We start from the raw sequence: 17,566 nt of genomic DNA, 5'->3' as shown, positions 1-17,566 counted from the left end.
TTAGGAGTTAGGAGTCAGGAGTCAGAATTCAGAATTCAGAATTCAGGAAGTCAGAATTGAGGTGCATTAAGGCGTTAGCCTACCACACCATGTTACCCAACCGTGCTGACTCCTAAATTCTGACGTAATTTCTACTCAGTTTCTCCTAAAGAATTTAGTAGAAAGCGGGCAATTCTCTCAGATGCGCCGGGTGGGCCAAATCGCTCAGGGCCATTTACTTTGCACTTAGCGAGGTAGTCTGAATCTTCTAAAGTTTCGACTACTCGTTTAGCTGCTTGCTTGAGAATCTCAGGGGTTGCTGGCTTAGTGCCGATGGTTTGAGCCGAAATGCCCGACAGCCGCGTTTGCGCTTCTGCAAATTGATAGGTAAATTGAGGACCCTCTCCGGGAATCTGGATGATAGGTTTCCCCATCGCTACAGCTAAATCCACTGCCAACCCTGCCATGCCAATGACGAGGGTAGAGTAATACAAGATATCACTGAAGGCATCTGAGTAACATCTCACTTCTACAAGCGGTGATTCCTCAGCAGAACTTCCTGGAGGAAAATAGGTGAGTATGCCTTGATTCAGTTGCCAACCTTGACTTTTAGCAATTTCGTCTAATTGCTCCATCAAATTTGGTACCAAGGCGGCGCGAAACTGGAATCCTGACTCAGGCATCACTTTGGCGATTTCTATCACCAGTTGCAACTGCAAACTGAAATTTCGCGCGGCTTCCGGCATCCGCGATCCTGGTAAGATTGCGATCGCAGGAACGTCTGGTTTCAGGTACAAGTCTTTGCCAGTGGGGACAACGCGATCTAAAGCCGGAATCCCACCAAACTGAGCCTTAGCTATACCTTGCCGTTGGAGATCGGAAGCCGTATAGGAATCTCTGGTGAAAACTGTCAGACATCGAGAAGAATTAAGGTCGTGCCACAGCAGCGGATTGAGACGCAATCGCCCTTCATAGAGGGCAGAAAGACAAGAGATAAACGAAACGAAGGGACGCTTTGTTAAGTAAGCAAATGTCTGGGAGACAAAATCCCCAGTAGACATAATTAAATCGCAGTTAGGAGCATACTGCAACACCGCTTGTAATTGTTGCCACGTTAACCCAATCAATCCTGATTGAAAATCTTTGAGCAAATAGAGGCGCTTCATGTAAAAGAATCCCCCGGAGGGCATTGTTTGTGTGGGTCCAATAATGGGAATGTCCAAGCTACGGTAAGCTTTTCCTTCTCCCACAATCGGCATTGCCGCCATCTCAAGAGAAGGACACAATTGGCGCAGGGTCTGAATAACATGAGAGGTGTGGTTGTCCTCTCCGTGGCCGTTACTGATAAACAAGATTCGCTTAGAAGGCATCTTGGGGTTTGGATAGGTCTAAAATGCTTGTTTGGTGAGATTTTTAACCTACATTGGGTGAGTAGGCTAAAAGATTGATAGTATTTTTACTCTTAGAGTTTGTAATTTTATAGACAAATCTACAAAGTTACTTTTTCAGGTGCAAACCGAAATGGAATTACTGCTAATCCCTGTTTTTGCAAACGCTAATCTATCAGAGAATACAGTATTAGGAGTACAAGCGCTATGGGTATATCAATCTGAGTTCAATTCCAATATGCAGTAATTGTTGCAACTTCTTTGCAAATATCGTTTCAATATTCTGTTTTGTTAAAATTCAAATTTTTTGTAGATACTCAGGTGGCACACGATCGACTAACCAAACACCATTAGCAGAACAATAGAAGATATAACCTGCCTGATGCATTGCCGCAGTATTTACAGCAAAAACCACTGGTTTTCCATGCCTTGCACCAACAGTTTGTGCTGTTTCTATATCCTTTGATAAATGGACATGATGTCGGGACATTTTGCAAAGTCCTGTTTGCAGAATTAACTCTACAGATTTGCGTCCCGTGCCATGATAAAGCTGATCTGGAGGAACAACAGCTTCTAATTGTAAATCGACTTTTACACTATGTCCTTGGTTCGCACGAATCAGAGTACCTGTAGAATCAAAAGAAAAGCGTTGTTTCTCGTTGAATTCAACTACCACTTGTAATTCCTGGCGGCTAATCGGAAACTTGTTTTGAGCACAAGCAGTAAGTAAGTCATCAACAGCAACCCAACCACCAGGAGCAAGTTTAATTCCAATGGCATCTGGTGTATGTCGCAGATATTTGCTGAGATATTTGCTGATTTGGACGAGTCGAGAATCACTCATTTGATTGTGGTTAGCATATTTATACTACAATTATAGTTTTTTGTAGCATATAATTTTTATTGATGGTTTTATTTTGTGTAAATTGACAGAATTTGTCTTCCCATCATAGCTAATGCCACTCCAATGATCGCAATGAGTGTCAGCTTCCCGCCAGGAACGAGTGATTGATTTGTGCTATCTGAGTTTTCTTGTTCTTGACGTTGTTTCCAACTCATTAACGCCGGAATAATTCCACCTAGAACTGAAATACTAAATGTTCCAGTGTAATCTAGGGCAGTAAAAAAGATGCTGGGGTTAAGTGTTCCGAGAGTCATCGGGGGGAAAAGAACCAGCGAATAGAGGGGTAAGCGGCTAGAAAGTTGCCACTGTGCAGGTAGGAAAATATCTTTGAACAAATCCAGTAATCCGTACACAAATCCAATGAATGATGTGACGATCGCAAACTCTGAAAAAATGGATACTAGCACTCCTAAGCATTGCCCCGCACTACCTCCTCGGAGAATTTGTAGTGGATCAAAAACACTTGTACCATCAGAAGTGCTATGTAGCATATCGGGACTGACGCTTCCTAAAATTACGGCATTCCACGCCAAGAACATAATTAGAGGAATTACAGAACCAATAAAGATAGACTGACGAATTTTGCAGGCATCCCCTTCAAGTTGCGTCACAACCAATGGCACAACGTTTTGGAAAAATAGCGCCACAGACATTACTGAAATGGCACTGCCGAGGGCACTCCAGTTTTGAAATAATAGTTGGGCACTCTGAATATGTCTTCCTCCCAGAAATAATAGTCCTAAGAAGGAAACGATGACAATTCCGACAAAGGCGCTGTTTAATTTCTCAATAAACTTTTCTCGCCCAAGATACATAATGCCACCAAATAAGAGCGTGAAAGTCGTTGTGCCCACCCACGTAGGCAATATCTGCATACCCCAGACTTTTGCCACCGCCGCTCCTAAAATCTCTCCGCCTTCGGTGATGTATGCCACCAACAGAGCATAGTGCAAGAATAAATATGCACCGCCAGCAATTCGCGCTCCCAACTTACCAAGGATTTTCTCAACAACTCCCAAAAAACCTATACTCGGATGCCCTTCTGTTCGCATCGTATTTAAGGTAACTTCTGCAACCAATAACCCTGACACTAAAGCGTAGAGCCAAACAGCAATTAGTCCAGATGTGGATGGCACAATACCAGATGGCAGGGTAACGGCTGGTAGAGCAAGAATCCCAGCCCCAACAGTGGTTCCTGCAATCAATGCAGTACTCCCCAATACACTACCTGGTTGATGATTGAGTTTGTTTCCATCAAATTCGAGATGAGAAAACAACCGAGTAACTTGCTCTGAATTTTTTAGAACGGTCTTTATAGGAACCATACTGAATATCCGTACTTAAACTAAACAATATTAACATATGTAAATATTCTTCGTAAAAGCCTTGATGTTCTTGGTTTTTCAAGCAGATTTTTTTGGTAAATAAGCGATCGCTACTTGATTATCAACACAAATTTTGGAGTATAAATGTCACTTGTAGCACTTTATTAATTAAATAGACCACGTAGTAGTGAACATTGTCCTTACAACAGAAGAAGAGGTAGAATTCACAAACGAGTTTGAAATATGGTGGGTTGAGCTAGACGACAGCACCCAAGTTGCGATCGATACAGTAGTGCGACTACTTGAGGCACGGGGGCCAGAACTTCCTTTTCCCTACAGTTCAAAAATAAACGGCTCACGTCATTCCCATATGAGAGAGTTGAGGGTGCAGCACAGAGGAGAACCGTACCGAATACTCTATGCATTTGATCCAAGGAGAGTCGCCATTCTTCTTTTTGGAGCAAACAAGGGAGGAGACGATCGCTGGTATGAGGAGAATGTGCCAAAAGCGGATACATTGTATGACGAACATTTAGAAGAATTAAAAACAGAAGGGTTCCTATGAAGACGAAGCCATTTAAAGAACTTCGTAAAAAAATGACTCCTGAACAACAGGCAGAAAGCGAGATGCAAGCAAACCTTGCATTGCTCAAATTGACACTTTCTGAACTTCGAGAATCCCTTGGACATACACAAAGCGATGTCGCAAAGAATATGGGAGTGGTACAATCGGCGCTTTCAAAAATTGAGCATCAGGAAGATATTCAAATATCTACGCTCTCTCGATACATTAAATCTCTTGGCGGAAGTCTGACAATCATAGCGCGTTTTCCCGATCAAGAGGTTGTGATTTCTCAGTTCGATTGATATTTGACTTGGATAGGCATAGCCCGCACTTCTCTACGAGACGCTGTGCTAACGACAAGGTGCAGTTGCCGGAAACGCTCAAATCATTGCCACTCACAATGTCAAAGATTTCCAAAATGCTGAATTGTTATTTCCTAACTTCTCAATATTAAAACCTGAAAAAATTATTAGGAGTTAAACAAAAATGGCAACTTTAACTATTCGTTTACCAGACGATAAGCATAATAGATTGAAAGAACTTGCTCAAGCCAAAGGCATCAGTGTCAATAAATTGATTGAAGAACTTTCTACCATAGCTTTAGCAGAATTTGGCGCCCATACAAGGTTTAAAGCAATGGCTGCAACTGGCAACCCAGAAGAAGGCTTAAGAATACTGGCTAAACTTGATGCTCTGACAGAATAGAGCTTGTAGGGCGATTATGTAAACACTAACCGGAGGCGATCGCCCACATCAGCCCCCATCATTAAGGTGTGTAGGTATCGCAGTTTGTCAATTGGGAATTTAACTTTTTAATCCAATCCCACAGAAAACAATTTACCAACTTGCGCCAAATCTACATTTCCACCGCTGATGATGACACCAACCCTCGCCTCCGGTGCTGTCACCACACCTTCGAGTAAAGCAGCAGCAGCTAATACCCCAGTGGGTTCAACTACAATTTTCAGACGTTCCCACAAGAAAAACATGGTGCGAAGAATCGCCTCTTCCGATACCGTCACCATATCATCGACGTAATGCAGCACTAAGGGGAAAGTAATTTGACCAAGGCTAGGAGTCCGCGCGCCATCAGCGATGGTATTAGGATTTTTGACTGTTTGTAAGGTTTTGGTTTGGAAAGAGCGGGTAGCATCGTTGGCAAGTGCTGGTTCTACCCCGATTACTTTACAATTGGGTAAAAGTGCTTTGGCTGCGATCGCACACCCTGAAAGTAATCCGCCACCGCCACAACAAACTAATAGTAAGTCCAATTCACCAACTTCTTGGATCAGTTCTAAAGCAGTTGTCCCCTGTCCAGCGACTACATGGGGATGATCGTAAGGAGGAATGAGTGTCAAAGAGCGCTCATCTGCTAATTTTTGGGCTAATTCTTCTCGGTTTGTTTCTTGGCGATTGTAGAAAATTATCTCTGCACCATAACCACGAGTAGCAGTTTGTTTGACAGCGGGAGCATCATCAGGCATGACAATGGTGGTGGGAATATTTAGTAATTGTCCAGCTAAAGCGATCGCTTGGGCATGATTTCCTGATGAATAGGTGAGAACGCCTGTTTGTTTTTCTGCTACCGATAGTTGGGCTAGGGCATTGTACGCACCTCTAAATTTAAATGCCCCTGTGCGTTGAAAGTTTTCGCACTTAAAGAATACTTGGCTATTGGTGCGATCGTTAACGATTCTAGATGTTAGTACAGGCGTGCGGTGGGCAATCCCTAAAATTCGCTTTTGTGCTGCTTGCACGTCACTTATAGCAACGGAATTAGGTTGTATCATTGATAACGATATGTAAGAATTCAGGAATAAAAATAGTTAAAAAATCAGCAGAATATTTGACAACAAATATACTAAGTATACTAGATTCTTTCTAAATTCTGACTCTTGGGTGCTGAATTCTGACGATGAGATTAAATATTCTTGCTCTTGTTTATATAGATACAGATTTTTATATTTGCGTTTAATATCCTGGATTGAAGCATACTCATTTCAGGTGGATAGCATCATTTTTTCACTATAAAAATAGCTACGGCAAACATTATATATTGCTGTAGCTAAATTTATAAAAGTTAAATAAGAATCCAGAAGTCAGAATGGGCTACGCCCCGTTGCGCTAATAGAAGTCAGAATAAATTAGCGGGGGATTTAAATCCATTTAAATTAAATTCTGAATTTTGTCTCCTGACTCCTGAATTCTTTTTGTTAAATTAATTAACTCAAATTCGCCATTTTTTAACATGAATCAAACATCCGAAAGTCGGCAAAAAAAAACTGCTCTAATTACAGGAGCGGCTAGTGGCATAGGCTATCAATTAACCCAGATTTTTGCCCGTCATAGTTATAATCTTGTATTAGTAGATAAGAATGAACAAAAACTTAGTAAAATTATAGATGAATTTCCCCAAAAATTTGGCATTTCCGTCAAAATTTTTGTTAAGGATTTATCTATCCCCACATCTCCAGAAGAAATTTTCACAGAATTACAGCAAGCATCCATCAAGATTGATGTGCTAGTTAACAATGCTGGCTTTGGTACTTATGGAGCATTTAGCGAAACAGACCTCAGCATTGAACTGAAAATGCTACAGGTAAATATGGTCAGCTTGACTCATTTAACTAAGTTGTTCCTCAAAGATATGGTCGAGCAAAATTATGGAAAAATATTAAATGTGGCCTCAGCAGCTGCTTTTCAACCAGGGCCTCTAATGGCAGTTTATTTTGCTACTAAAGCCTATGTATTATCATTTTCAGAAGCGATCGCGAATGAATTAGAGGGTACAGGTGTCAATGTGACTGTTCTTTGTCCAGGGCCAACAGCATCGGAATTCCAACAAAATGCTGCAATGGAAGATTCAAAGATTGCTAGCGTTAACAGAATGATGGATACGGAAACCGTCGCAAGGATTGGTTATCGGAGCTTAATGAAAAACAAAACTGTTGTTGTTCCTGGGATGAGAAATAAGATATTGAGTGAAAGCGTCAGATTTACGCCCAGAAATTTAGTCACAAAGGTTGTTAGAAGTATGCACGAACTTAAAAAAAATAGGTAGTTCGATATCCTATACTCTTTTCAAGAAGACCCGATCAACGGATTTTTCAAATGAAAGAATCTGTTGATCGGGTTTAGCCATTTGCAAAAAATCGGTTTATAATCCAATACGCTTGGGTTAAGGGTTATTGGTGTAGATAATTGGTCTTTTAAGAGGCGATAAATCGCGTCTCTACATCAGGGTTTTGTTGCTCATTCTGAACTGTATTGGTTTATAGTCTATCTACTTTGAGAGTTCTGGTGTGAGGAGAATTTGGCTTTCACCAATGCGATCAAATGCAGGTGTAGGCCAGCGATCAACTACTTTTCCCAGAATTGACATTTCTTGAACTAAGCGGTCAAATTTATCAGGGGTGAGAGATTGGGGGCCATCGGATAAAGCTTTTGCAGGATTGGGGTGAACTTCAATCATTAAGGCATCTGTACCAGCGGCGATCGCAGCCATTGCCATCGATGGAACATATTCAGACCTACCCGTACCATGACTGGGATCAATCATAATTGGTAAATGGGTAAGCGATCGCAATACCGGAAGCACTGATAAATCTAAAGTATTGCGGGCATATTTACCATCAAAGGTTCTAATTCCTCGCTCACAAAGAATCACATTGGGATTTCCAGATGCCAAAATATATTCTGCCGCCATCAGCCACTCGTCAATTGTTGCAGACATTCCCCGCTTCAACAGCACTGGTTTATCTTGAGCACCTACCTTTTTCAGCAACGAAAAGTTGTGCATATTTCGCGCTCCGATTTGGATGATGTCAGCGACTCTCGCCACTGCTGATAAATCGGCAGCATCCATTAGTTCTGTGACGATACCCAAACCAGTAGCTTCCCGCGCTGCTGCTAACAAATCTAAAGCACTTTCACCATAACCTTGAAAGGCATAGGGTGAAGTACGAGGTTTGTAGGCTCCGCCACGCAGAAACTGTGCCCCAGCTGCCTTCACCCGCTTTGCTGTTTCGACAATCATCGCTTCATTTTCAACAGAACAAGGCCCGGCTACCACCACAATCGGATGATGTTCGCCAAAATAGACACGACCGTTAGGTGTAGGAACAACAACCTCGCTAGCTTCTCCATGTCGGAATTCTCGACTTACCCGCTTGAAAGGTTGTTGCACTCGTAATACTTGCTCAATCCAAGGGCTGAATTCCTGAACCTGTAATTTATCGATGCTAGTGGTATCACCAATTAGCCCCAGCACAACTTTATGAGTGCCAACACTTTTTTCTACCGTGACTCCCCAAGTGTCACTCAGTTCTTGGCTAATACGAGTAATTTCCTCAACAGGCGTACCGCTTTTAAGTATGATAATCATCTGTTTTTCCTTTTGTATAGTTCTTGGGTGTAGTAACAGCAGAGTAAGCAAGTTCGTAGTAAGGACTTTAGTCTTTATCAGAACTTACACAAAATCATGAAAAAACGAACCGCAAAGGGGAGGCAGCGCGGTCTTGGGGGTATCCCCCATGAGCGACTGCCGTTGCAAAGGACACAAAGGAAGAAGAGTTTCAGAGAGTTTTTGCGTAAGTTCTACTTATTTAGTAAGCACTAAAGTGCTTACTAGGAACCCTCAAAACTACCTTGGCGAATCGTGCAAAAATTCCGCAAGTTGTTCTAGTTTGGTCCAAGCAGCGCCGCTTTGCAGAATTTCCTTGGCAAGGGCAATACCTTTGACACAACCTGCTAAAATATCAGTTTCCCCATGAATGGCTTCACCAACTTGCAGGGCTAAGGCTGTATTTAAAGCGACTACATCCTGCTGCGCTTGAGTGCCTTTACCTTGCAAAACTGCCTTCAAGATTTCGGCATTTTCTTGGACATCTCCACCGGACAACGCCGCAGTGGGTGCAAAACTCAAACCCAGTTCTTGAGGGTTGAGGGTTAGGGAACGCACTTTTTTATCTTGGAGTACAGCTAAGTCAGTGACATCTGCTAAACCAGCTTCATCTAAACGCTCCCGTCCGTGAAGTGCGATCGCTTGCTGACATCCCAGTTGGGATAAGGCTTGAGCAATCTCTTCTAGTAAAAGCGGGTCATTCACACCAATAATTTGCCCTGTCGGTCGCATGGGATTTACTAGCGGGCCGAGCAAGTTAAAAACAGTCCGCACCTTCAAAGTTTTTCGCAAAGTAGCGATCGCTTTTAGTGCAGGATGCCAGCCAGGAGCAAACAAAAAGGTGATTCCAACTTCGCCAACTGCGGCTTGTACTTTTTCAGGAGTGGCGTTGAGATTTATACCCAAAGCTTCCAACACATCAGCGGAACCAGTCTTGCTGGATGCCGAACGATTGCCATGTTTGGCAACCTTTACCCCAGCAGCAGCGACGACAAAGGCAACAGCAGTGGAAATATTAAAGGTTGAAGCACCATCTCCACCAGTTCCACAGGTGTCAATTAAGGGAGTATGTAGAGACGCGATTAATCGCGTCTGAGAACTTTGGGATTGTAAGACGGTGGCCATGCCGACTAATTCTTCGGCGGAGACACCTTTGGCTTGAATTGCCGCTAAAATCGCTCCTGATAGAACATGGGGAATGGCATCTGTGAGCCAGCCTTGCATCAAATCCGCAGCTTGGGAAACCGTCAACGATTGCCGATTTAGCAACTGTTGTAATAAAGCTGGCCAGTTGTAGAACTCAGGAGGGATGGAGATGTTCTCAGGTGGAGTTTGAGTTACAGCGATCATATTTATTGGGCATTGGGCATTGGGCATGGGGCATGGGGCATTGGGCATGGTTGTCTCCCTTATGCCCTGAACAAAAAATTAAGGAATTAGGACTTTGGCGACGGTTTGTACATCTTTATCACCTCTGCCGGAACAATTGATGACGATGCGGGGACTGCCTTTTAATTGAGGACAAAGGGTTTCTAAATATGCGATCGCATGAGCAGTTTCTAAAGCTGGGATAATCCCTTCTAGTTGCGAAAGTCTTTGAAATGCATCTAAAGCCTGCTTATCGGTAACACTGTAATATTCGGCGCGACCAAGATCCTTTAAATAACTATGCTCAGGACCAACGCCAGGATAATCAAGTCCTGCACTAATTGAATGGGCTTCGATGATTTGACCATCATCATCTTGCAGTAAATAGCTCATTGCACCGTGCAATACACCTATTTTCCCTTTTGTCAAGGTAGCAGCGTGTTTTTCTGTATCTACACCTTCACCCGCGGCTTCCACTCCAATGAAACGCACCGAAGGTTCATGCACAAATTCATTGAATAAGCCGATCGCGTTGGAACCTCCACCCACGCAAGCCAGTAGAATATCTGGTAATCCTCCCCATTTCTCCTGGGCTTGAGCGCGAGTTTCTACACCAATTACAGCATGGAAGTCACGGACAATCATCGGGTAGGGATGAGGCCCGGCAACAGAACCCAGGATGTAATGAGTTGTTTCCACATTCGTCACCCAATCTCGAATTGCTTCAGAAGTTGCATCTTTGAGAGTTCCTGTACCTGCTTCTACTGGACTAACTTCTGCACCCATTAATTTCATGCGGAACACATTCAGGGCTTGGCGTTCCATATCCTGGACACCCATGTAAATCACACATTTCAAACCAAATCGCGCACATACAGTTGCAGTCGCTACGCCATGTTGTCCTGCACCTGTCTCTGCAATCACCCTTTGCTTACCCATGCGTTTAGCGAGTAACACCTGAGCCAAAGCATTATTAATTTTGTGAGCGCCTGTATGATTTAAATCTTCGCGCTTTAAATAAATTTGTGGCCCGGTGCCATCTGGTCTAGCGTAGTTTGTTGTCAAGCGTTCAGCAAAATATAATGGGCTGGGTCGTCCTACATAATCTCGCAGTAAGTTTTGCAGTTCTGCTTGGAAACTCGGCTCGTCGCGATATTGGTGAAATGCTGCTTCTAATTCACTTAATGCAGGCATTAAGGTTTCTGGGACGTATTTACCGCCGAACTTGCCAAACCTGCCCAAAGAATCTGGTTGTTGAGTTGCAGTCTTGATGTCTTGTATGCTTACCACTGGTTAAAATCCTTTTATATTCAAGTATTTTTTACTCTCGTTCTAACTTTTTAGAACTTATGCCACAGCTGAATTATCTTTGCGTTTTCCTTTCCCAGGTTTCGTAGGTATAGCCCAGTTCCCTGTGATTCAAAACGTCTATGGGGCGCACCAAATCGCTAGAGTTAAAATTTGGTAATAGGGATAGTAAATCTCCTAACGCCGTAGCTTTGGGGGTAGACATACCGCCGTCCCAAGGCCACATTAGGTCTTTCAGATTGTGTCCGTAAGGCTGACTATGACCATCGGGAGGATAAAAATCGCTACCTTTATGACCGTTGTCTTGCCATTCAGCCCAGAGGCGGTCTGCGTTTGCATGATGCAACCAAAACACTGGGTCATAAGGCGAACTTGGTATGTTGCTCATCGTACCCAGACCCTTAAACTTTATGGGTGTCGTACTTGCGTCTATCTGTACGCCACCGACTAAACCATGAATGTAGTTGTGGATGAATCCTCCGGGGGTGACTTTACCCTGCTCATCTATAGAGATAAATCCTTCCAAAGCAGCGCGAAATAGAGAATAGTCATTAAGAGCAAGGACACGCTGAATATCTTTTTTGGGCACTGGGTAATCACTGGCAGGAGGTAGTCTCAGAAAGCGTACAAGTGATGTACCTAAAGATATTCCGGTATCTGTGTCAATGTTTAATGCTGGATTCATAACCCAGCCATTTGCAGCAGAGAAAGCCCCAGGCACAGCGCCACCTGTAAAATTCCCCTGATTTGGAATTTTGATGGTTACTCCTTGACCGTTAGAACCAAGAAAATCATCGTTAAAAATTACATCAAGTGCTTTGGCGTCAGTCCAATCCCAGTATGGGAGAGTAACAGTTTGGTCTACTGCTTGCAAAGCTTGTTCAAATCTGCGGATATATTCTCGATGCCAAGGGAAAAATGCGGCATTTTCATGAGCAAGTTCTTGGGCGGAACCATCGGAATGCCCTTTATGGTTATGAATCAAGCGTGTTGCCCCTAGATGTATGGCAACGAATTGGTCGTAAATACTGAGCTTGCTACCTGCGGGTATGACAGTTTTTAAGGTTTTGATAGCCTTGACAAAGGCTGTTTTCTCTGCTGGTGTCAGGTCAGTTACGTTCTTTCTTACAGCTAGATGAGCGTATTTTCCTGGAAAATTATAATTCCAATGGTATTTGTATTGTCTATTCTCAAGGCGATCGTGGGCAAAGACTGTAAGCGCACAGGCACTAACTAGAAGTACGCTATAGATTAATATTTTGAAAGATTTAAGCAGGTATTTCATTATCTTAATGGAAGCAGAGGGGCAGAGGGGCGCTACGGTGTATACACAAGTCTGAAATAGTTTACTCACCTGGTTTTACCCCACCCTAACCCTCCCCTTATAAAGGGGAGGGAACCGGATTTTCTTGTTTCCCCCCAAAATATCGGGGGGATTAAGGGGGGTAATTTGACTTGCGTATACACCCTAAAGCAGAGAGACGGGGGGAAGAAAGAGAAATAATTGATACTGATTGCCTATTCCCTACTCCCTAAATTTGCAAGTGAATTTATCGCACCTCTTGAAGAGATGGACTTTCGCGCTGACTTTCTGTGATGGCTGTTTTAAGTTCTCGACAAAATTCTTTCACGGCTTGCAATCCTTCTGTTGGGCTACCTTCAGCTAAACGTTTTACAAAGGCGCTACCAACAATCACTGCGTCTGCTCCCCATTCCATAACTTGATGTGCTTGTTCTGGTGCTGAAATGCCAAAACCAACGCCGATGGGTTTATCGGTGACGCTTCGCAACTCGGTAATTAAATGCTCTACGCGGTTTTGGATTTGAGTGCGGATACCTGTAACGCCTGTAACACTAACTAGATAGATAAAACCCTGAGATTGACGAGCGATCGCTTCAATTCTATCTTGAGAACTGGTAGGAGCTACGAGTAAAATTACCTCAATTCCAAAAGAGGCAGCAGTTTGGATTAATTCTTCTGCTTCTTCTAAGGGTAAGTCTGGTACTACCAATCCCTGCACCCCAGCAACGGCAATTTGCGCCAAAAACGACTTAATACCCCGGTGCAAAATGGGATTGTAGTAAGTAAATAGAATTATCGGCGCTTTTAGGCTAGGAATCACTATGTGTAACATCTCTAGCACTTGTTCTAATTTCGTGCCTTTTTGCAAAGCGCGGGTTGCTGCTGCTTGAATCACAGGCCCATCTGCGAGAGGATCGGAGTAGGGAATGCCCAACTCAATGAAGTCAGCACCGTTGCGATCTAAGATATGTAAGGCTTCGGCGGTGGTTTCTAAGTTAGGATCGCCTGCTGTGATAAAAGGGATTAAAGCACACTGTTGGCGATCGCGTAAAGTTTGAAAGGAATCGGAGATAGAGGTCATACTGAAAAATAGTTAATGATTGGTTAATAGTTTTGAAATAATTAATACTTGTACCAATTCTGTATGAAGATGCGCTAAACCATACTTAAATACAAGAAAGAAAAACGAACCGCAAAGGACGCAAAGGACACAAAGAAAGAAAGAAAGAAGAAGTTAAGAGGGTTTGGCGCAGCCTCACAAAGAAATGGTATTAGCAATTAGCGATGCCGATGCTAAATTTTTTGTTAATGAGTCTTTGATGCTCGTGAATGAGGCTTTTATCTCCGTTAACGAGTATTTGATACTCGTGAATGAGGCTTTTTGCTCCGTTAACGAGTATTTGATACTCGTGAATGAGGCTTTTATCTCCGTTAACGAGTCTTTGATACTCGTGAATGAGGCTTTTATCTCCGTTAACGAGTCTTTGATGCTCGTGAATGAGACTTTTATCTCCATTAACGAGTCTTTGAACTCCATTAACGAGTATCAGAGCTTCATTTTTTTAGATTGCAGATTTTAGTAATTAGGTAATAGTGTTTAAGAAAGGCTCAAAAGACTACGCACAGCTTGTTCTACATTGCTTTGTTTAACTAAAGACTCTCCAATCAAAACCGCACGCGCACCAGCCTCAGCAACAAAAGATAAATCAGCAGGTGTATACAATCCAGACTCGCTGACGACCGTGATATCCAAACTTTGCAATTGTTGTTGACGCTCTGCTAAAAGTTGCTGTGTTGTTCCTAAATCAAGAGTAAAATCTTCTAAATTGCGATTATTGATTCCTACTAAACTTAGGTTATCAAGTTTTAGCACTCGATCTAGTTCAGATAAGGTATGGACTTCTACCAGTGCAATCATGCCCAAATCGTGAATTACTCGCAAAAAGTCTTGGAGTTCTCGATCTGATAGAATAGCCGCAATTAACAAAACTGCATCTGCGCCTGCTGTCCGTGCTAAATAAATTTGATAGCGGTCAATGATGAACTCCTTGCACAGTAAGGGTAATGCTACTTGTTGACGTATATTCCGCAGATTATCAAAACCGCCTTGAAAGAACTTATAATCAGTCAGGACTGATAAACAAGCTGCACCACCTCGTTCATAAGCTTGAGCGATCGCTACTGGATCAAAATCTGCGCGGATAATCCCACGGCTAGGTGATGCTTTTTTTACCTCGGCAATTAAACTCGGTTGGTTGGAATTTTCCTGCAAAGCAGTCAAGAAATTTCGCACAGTCGGGGCTGTATTTAACTGTTGTCGCAAGGAGGCTAAAGGCAATTCTTGCTGCATTTGTGCAACTTCTTGCCTTTTATGCAACACAATATCTTCGAGAATATGGCGGGAAAGGGCAACTTGGTTAGTCATAAACAGCTAAGGGTAGTGGAATGGGAAAATAACTAATTATTCTCGCATTCTTGTTATTATCGTTCGTTTCTCGTTCCCAGATTCCACAGATTCTCGTTCCCAGATGGAATCTGGGAATGCATTCTGTGCAGGCTCTGCCTGCCTGATAAGACTAAAAACACTTTTAATCTCGGTATGAGAGAGGCGGAGCCTCAAGGATGGCATTCCCACGCAGAGCATGGGAACGAGGCAAATGACTAATGACTAATGACTAATGACCAATGACTCTTCAACCTGCGTATATGCACGCACCACATTTTTAATTATTTCCAAACCGACTTCTCCACCTAAAGTCATGATTGATTCTGGATGAAACTGAACGGCGGCGATGGGAAGTGTCTGATGTTCAATGCCCATAATTACGTCGTCATCAGAAATCGCTGTTACTTTCAGTTCTTTTGGCAAACGTTGCGGTAGGGCAAACAATGAATGATATCTACCGACTGCAAAGGATTCGGGTAAGTTTTTGAAGGTGACAGAATCGGAATCGGTGACGAAAATCCGTGAAGATTTACCATGTTGAGGATAGTTGAGAACTCCCAATTCGCCATCAAAAGCTTCAACGATGCCTTGCAATCCCAGACAAACTCCGAAAATAGGAATTTGGCGATGCAGAAGGGCGCCGACAGTCTCGGAAACCCCAAAATCACTTGGTCTACCAGGGCCAGGAGATAAAACAACTAAGTCAGGGCGTTCTGTATCGAATAGCGATTCCGAGAAGCCATGACGGAGTGTGGTGACGCTTGCACCAGTTTGGCGAATGTAATTGGCTAGGGTATGAACAAATGAGTCTTCGTAATCTATTAATAAGATGCGTTTGCCAGATTTTACACCTGGGACGTGTTTACTTAATTTTAGAGAACCGGACTCATTAATTTTCTGACTCGTTTGCTTCACACGCCGAATCGTTTCAAATAACGCAGCGCCTTTGGTAATTGTTTCTTGTTCTTCTGCTTGGGGTATGGAGTCATAAAGGACAGTAGCCCCGACTCGCACTTCGGCGATGCAATCTTTTAATCGAATTGTCCGCAGAATTAAGCCAGTATTTAAATTACCGTTGAAATTTAAATAGCCGACTGCTCCACCATACCAACGTCGGGCGCTCTTTTCGTGCCGTTCAATAAAATCTATTGCTGCCCTTTTGGGTGCGCCGGTGACTGTAACTGCCCATGTATGGGAAAGAAAGGCATCTAAAGCATCAAATTGCGATCGCAGAGTACCCTCAACATGATCTACTGTATGTATCAGGTGGCTGTATAATTCAATTTGGCGACGACCAATGACTTGTACTGAACCAGGTTCGCAGATTCGGGATTTATCATTGCGATCGACATCAGTACACATGGTCAACTCAGCTTCATCTTTATGAGAGTTGAGTAACTGACGAATTTGCACCGCATCGTCAAGAGCATCTTGTCCCCGGCTAATAGTGCCACTAATGGGACAAGTTTCTACCCGCCTACCTTCAACCCGCACAAACATTTCTGGAGATGCACCAATCAGATATTCGCCACCTAAATTAAAAATAAACCCATAAGGACTGGGATTTATTTCCTTTAAGGTATTAAATAGTTTGCTGGGTTCGTCTTCATAGCTTTCAAAAAAGTTTTGACTAGGAACAACTTCAAATAAATCGCCTCTGCGGAAATAATCGAGTGCAAGCTCAACTTTTTTGGCATATTCACCTACTTTATGGTCAGCAGTTTTATTTAGTAGAATATGTTTGCCGCGATAATCTACAGACTCACCTGTTCTAGGAAGATTCTTTGTGTTGCCGTGCGCTGTTTGAAAATCATATTGTAGACGAAATGCACGTTGCTGATAGTAGTCAACAACAATCAATTCATCTGGCAGATAAAGCACCAAATCGCGCTGATCTGTAGGACGCTCCAAATGTTGGGTAATTGGTTCAAACTGAAAAACTAAGTCATAACCAAACGCACCATACAAACCTAAATGCTCATCTTCTTGACTAGAGAAAGTATATAAAATTTCGCGGACAACTGTAAATGATGAAGGCTGTTTACTACGTTCCTCTTCAGGAAATAATTCTTTTGTAGCTTTAATAAAGCCTACAATATTGTTATTTTCTTGGGTGATGTTCTCAAGTTGTTCTGACTGGGAGAGTTTCTCTAAAAGGAATGGCAAAAGTACTTTACCGCGTTCATTCAACGCTATCAAAGTGAAAGAATTTTCCTGTGTAGTCAACTCTAACGGTGGATTGACAAATCCGATCGCCCATCTTTTGTATCTGCCTGGATATTCGTAACTACTCCTTAACAAGCCTCCACGCTGAGAATTTAAATGGAACAGAATATCTTCGAGGGCAGTATCCATCTTAACTTCGGTGATGGAGCGAGAAACACTGACACCACCAAGGGTTTTATAGGAACGTGAATCAAAAACCATGAGTATTATCTCTAGAATATTTGTTAGTCAATCATTAAGCAACAACCATTAATCATTATTAGTAGTTATTTTTGAATTTAGAACAGACTTAGATAATTTTCTATCAATCTAACTCAACATATTCTTTTTAAAAGATGTAATGAAAAACTTT

Annotated in this window: 15 protein-coding genes and 1 pseudogene; 5 read left to right on the top strand and 11 right to left on the bottom strand. The window is 42.6% G+C overall.

The annotated features are described in order from the left end of the window. Positions 1 to 131: 131 nt before the first annotated feature. From HWQ40_RS18330 to HWQ40_RS18320, 3 genes are all read right to left on the bottom strand, one after another. Positions 132 to 1,349 (bottom strand): lipid-A-disaccharide synthase-related protein, encoded by a 1,218-nt coding sequence (locus HWQ40_RS18330; protein WP_292780140.1) that lies wholly within the window; start codon positions 1,347 to 1,349, stop codon positions 132 to 134. A gap of 316 nt (positions 1,350 to 1,665) precedes the next feature. Continuing rightward, positions 1,666 to 2,211: an RNA 2'-phosphotransferase gene (locus tag HWQ40_RS18325; RefSeq protein ID WP_292780138.1), complete on the bottom strand. Its 546-nt coding sequence runs from the start codon at positions 2,209 to 2,211 to the stop codon at positions 1,666 to 1,668. A gap of 68 nt (positions 2,212 to 2,279) precedes the next feature. Continuing rightward, positions 2,280 to 3,596 carry an amino acid permease gene (locus HWQ40_RS18320; protein WP_292780136.1) on the bottom strand — a complete coding sequence of 439 codons (1,317 nt, stop codon included), beginning with the start codon at positions 3,594 to 3,596 and terminating at the stop codon, positions 2,280 to 2,282. Between the two features lie 187 nt (positions 3,597 to 3,783). Here HWQ40_RS18320 and HWQ40_RS18315 point away from each other — a divergent pair, with 187 nt between their 5' ends. From HWQ40_RS18315 to HWQ40_RS18305, 4 genes and pseudogenes are all read left to right on the top strand, one after another. Continuing rightward, positions 3,784 to 4,161 (top strand): type II toxin-antitoxin system RelE/ParE family toxin, encoded by a 378-nt coding sequence (locus HWQ40_RS18315; RefSeq protein WP_292780134.1) that lies wholly within the window; start codon positions 3,784 to 3,786, stop codon positions 4,159 to 4,161. Next, positions 4,158 to 4,463, top strand: coding sequence for a helix-turn-helix transcriptional regulator (locus HWQ40_RS18310; protein ID WP_292780133.1), 306 nt, complete (start codon positions 4,158 to 4,160; stop codon positions 4,461 to 4,463). The genes HWQ40_RS18315 and HWQ40_RS18310 overlap by 4 nt, the downstream gene beginning before the upstream one ends. A gap of 55 nt (positions 4,464 to 4,518) precedes the next feature. Next, positions 4,519 to 4,641 (top strand): annotated as a pseudogene (locus HWQ40_RS35660) (PIN domain-containing protein); the annotation flags it as partial. 6 nt (positions 4,642 to 4,647) lie between these two features. Continuing rightward, the gene (locus HWQ40_RS18305) at positions 4,648 to 4,866 is read left to right on the top strand and encodes a toxin-antitoxin system HicB family antitoxin (protein WP_292780132.1); all 219 of its coding nucleotides are present in this window, start codon (positions 4,648 to 4,650) and stop codon (positions 4,864 to 4,866) included. Between the two features lie 107 nt (positions 4,867 to 4,973). Here HWQ40_RS18305 and HWQ40_RS18300 read toward each other — a convergent pair whose 3' ends face one another. Further along, a complete protein-coding gene (locus HWQ40_RS18300) occupies positions 4,974 to 5,951 on the bottom strand; it encodes a threo-3-hydroxy-L-aspartate ammonia-lyase (protein ID WP_292780131.1) in 978 nt (325 codons plus the stop codon). Positions 5,952 to 6,409: 458 nt separating this feature from the next. Here HWQ40_RS18300 and HWQ40_RS18295 point away from each other — a divergent pair, with 458 nt between their 5' ends. Then, positions 6,410 to 7,222 (top strand): SDR family oxidoreductase, encoded by an 813-nt coding sequence (locus tag HWQ40_RS18295; protein WP_292780130.1) that lies wholly within the window; start codon positions 6,410 to 6,412, stop codon positions 7,220 to 7,222. Positions 7,223 to 7,444: 222 nt separating this feature from the next. On the opposite strand, the gene aroF is transcribed toward HWQ40_RS18295, so the two are convergent. The 7 genes from aroF to HWQ40_RS18260 form a co-directional block, all read right to left on the bottom strand. Further along, on the bottom strand, positions 7,445 to 8,545 hold the full coding sequence (aroF, locus tag HWQ40_RS18290) for a 3-deoxy-7-phosphoheptulonate synthase (protein ID WP_292780129.1): 1,101 nt from the start codon (positions 8,543 to 8,545) through the stop codon (positions 7,445 to 7,447). A 258-nt stretch (positions 8,546 to 8,803) separates the two neighbouring features. Next, a complete protein-coding gene (gene trpD, locus HWQ40_RS18285) occupies positions 8,804 to 9,913 on the bottom strand; it encodes an anthranilate phosphoribosyltransferase (protein ID WP_292780181.1) in 1,110 nt (369 codons plus the stop codon). A 78-nt stretch (positions 9,914 to 9,991) separates the two neighbouring features. Next, the gene (gene trpB / locus HWQ40_RS18280) at positions 9,992 to 11,221 is read right to left on the bottom strand and encodes a tryptophan synthase subunit beta (protein ID WP_292780128.1); all 1,230 of its coding nucleotides are present in this window, start codon (positions 11,219 to 11,221) and stop codon (positions 9,992 to 9,994) included. 73 nt (positions 11,222 to 11,294) lie between these two features. Continuing rightward, the gene (locus HWQ40_RS18275; protein ID WP_292780126.1) at positions 11,295 to 12,524 is read right to left on the bottom strand and encodes a tyrosinase family protein; all 1,230 of its coding nucleotides are present in this window, start codon (positions 12,522 to 12,524) and stop codon (positions 11,295 to 11,297) included. A 265-nt stretch (positions 12,525 to 12,789) separates the two neighbouring features. After that, positions 12,790 to 13,623 carry a tryptophan synthase subunit alpha gene (gene trpA, locus HWQ40_RS18270; RefSeq protein ID WP_292780124.1) on the bottom strand — a complete coding sequence of 278 codons (834 nt, stop codon included), beginning with the start codon at positions 13,621 to 13,623 and terminating at the stop codon, positions 12,790 to 12,792. 516 nt (positions 13,624 to 14,139) lie between these two features. Next, positions 14,140 to 14,967 carry an indole-3-glycerol phosphate synthase TrpC gene (gene trpC / locus HWQ40_RS18265; RefSeq protein WP_292780122.1) on the bottom strand — a complete coding sequence of 276 codons (828 nt, stop codon included), beginning with the start codon at positions 14,965 to 14,967 and terminating at the stop codon, positions 14,140 to 14,142. 243 nt (positions 14,968 to 15,210) lie between these two features. Then, positions 15,211 to 17,415 carry an anthranilate synthase gene (locus tag HWQ40_RS18260; protein WP_292780120.1) on the bottom strand — a complete coding sequence of 735 codons (2,205 nt, stop codon included), beginning with the start codon at positions 17,413 to 17,415 and terminating at the stop codon, positions 15,211 to 15,213. Positions 17,416 to 17,566 lie beyond the last annotated feature (151 nt).

Source organism: Nostoc sp. NMS9 (assembly GCF_017114995.1).
Taxonomy (GTDB): Bacteria; Cyanobacteriota; Cyanobacteriia; order Cyanobacteriales; family Nostocaceae; genus Nostoc.
The sequence above is the reverse complement of the archived record's forward strand: the minus strand, read 5'-3'. Positions and strand labels throughout refer to the sequence as shown.

Coding starts and splice junctions, on each gene's coding strand:
- HWQ40_RS18330 (WP_292780140.1), bottom strand. CDS start 1,349: ATGCCTTCTAAGCGAATCTTGTTTATCAGTAACGGCCACGGAGAGGAC.
- HWQ40_RS18325 (WP_292780138.1), bottom strand. CDS start 2,211: ATGAGTGATTCTCGACTCGTCCAAATCAGCAAATATCTCAGCAAATAT.
- HWQ40_RS18320 (WP_292780136.1), bottom strand. CDS start 3,596: ATGGTTCCTATAAAGACCGTTCTAAAAAATTCAGAGCAAGTTACTCGG.
- HWQ40_RS18310 (WP_292780133.1), top strand. CDS start 4,158: ATGAAGACGAAGCCATTTAAAGAACTTCGTAAAAAAATGACTCCTGAA.
- HWQ40_RS18305 (WP_292780132.1), top strand. CDS start 4,648: ATGGCAACTTTAACTATTCGTTTACCAGACGATAAGCATAATAGATTG.
- HWQ40_RS18300 (WP_292780131.1), bottom strand. CDS start 5,951: ATGATACAACCTAATTCCGTTGCTATAAGTGACGTGCAAGCAGCACAA.
- HWQ40_RS18295 (WP_292780130.1), top strand. CDS start 6,410: ATGAATCAAACATCCGAAAGTCGGCAAAAAAAAACTGCTCTAATTACA.
- aroF (WP_292780129.1), bottom strand. CDS start 8,545: ATGATTATCATACTTAAAAGCGGTACGCCTGTTGAGGAAATTACTCGT.
- trpD (WP_292780181.1), bottom strand. CDS start 9,913: ATGATCGCTGTAACTCAAACTCCACCTGAGAACATCTCCATCCCTCCT.
- HWQ40_RS18275 (WP_292780126.1), bottom strand. CDS start 12,524: ATGAAATACCTGCTTAAATCTTTCAAAATATTAATCTATAGCGTACTT.
- trpA (WP_292780124.1), bottom strand. CDS start 13,623: ATGACCTCTATCTCCGATTCCTTTCAAACTTTACGCGATCGCCAACAG.
- trpC (WP_292780122.1), bottom strand. CDS start 14,967: ATGACTAACCAAGTTGCCCTTTCCCGCCATATTCTCGAAGATATTGTG.
- HWQ40_RS18260 (WP_292780120.1), bottom strand. CDS start 17,415: ATGGTTTTTGATTCACGTTCCTATAAAACCCTTGGTGGTGTCAGTGTT.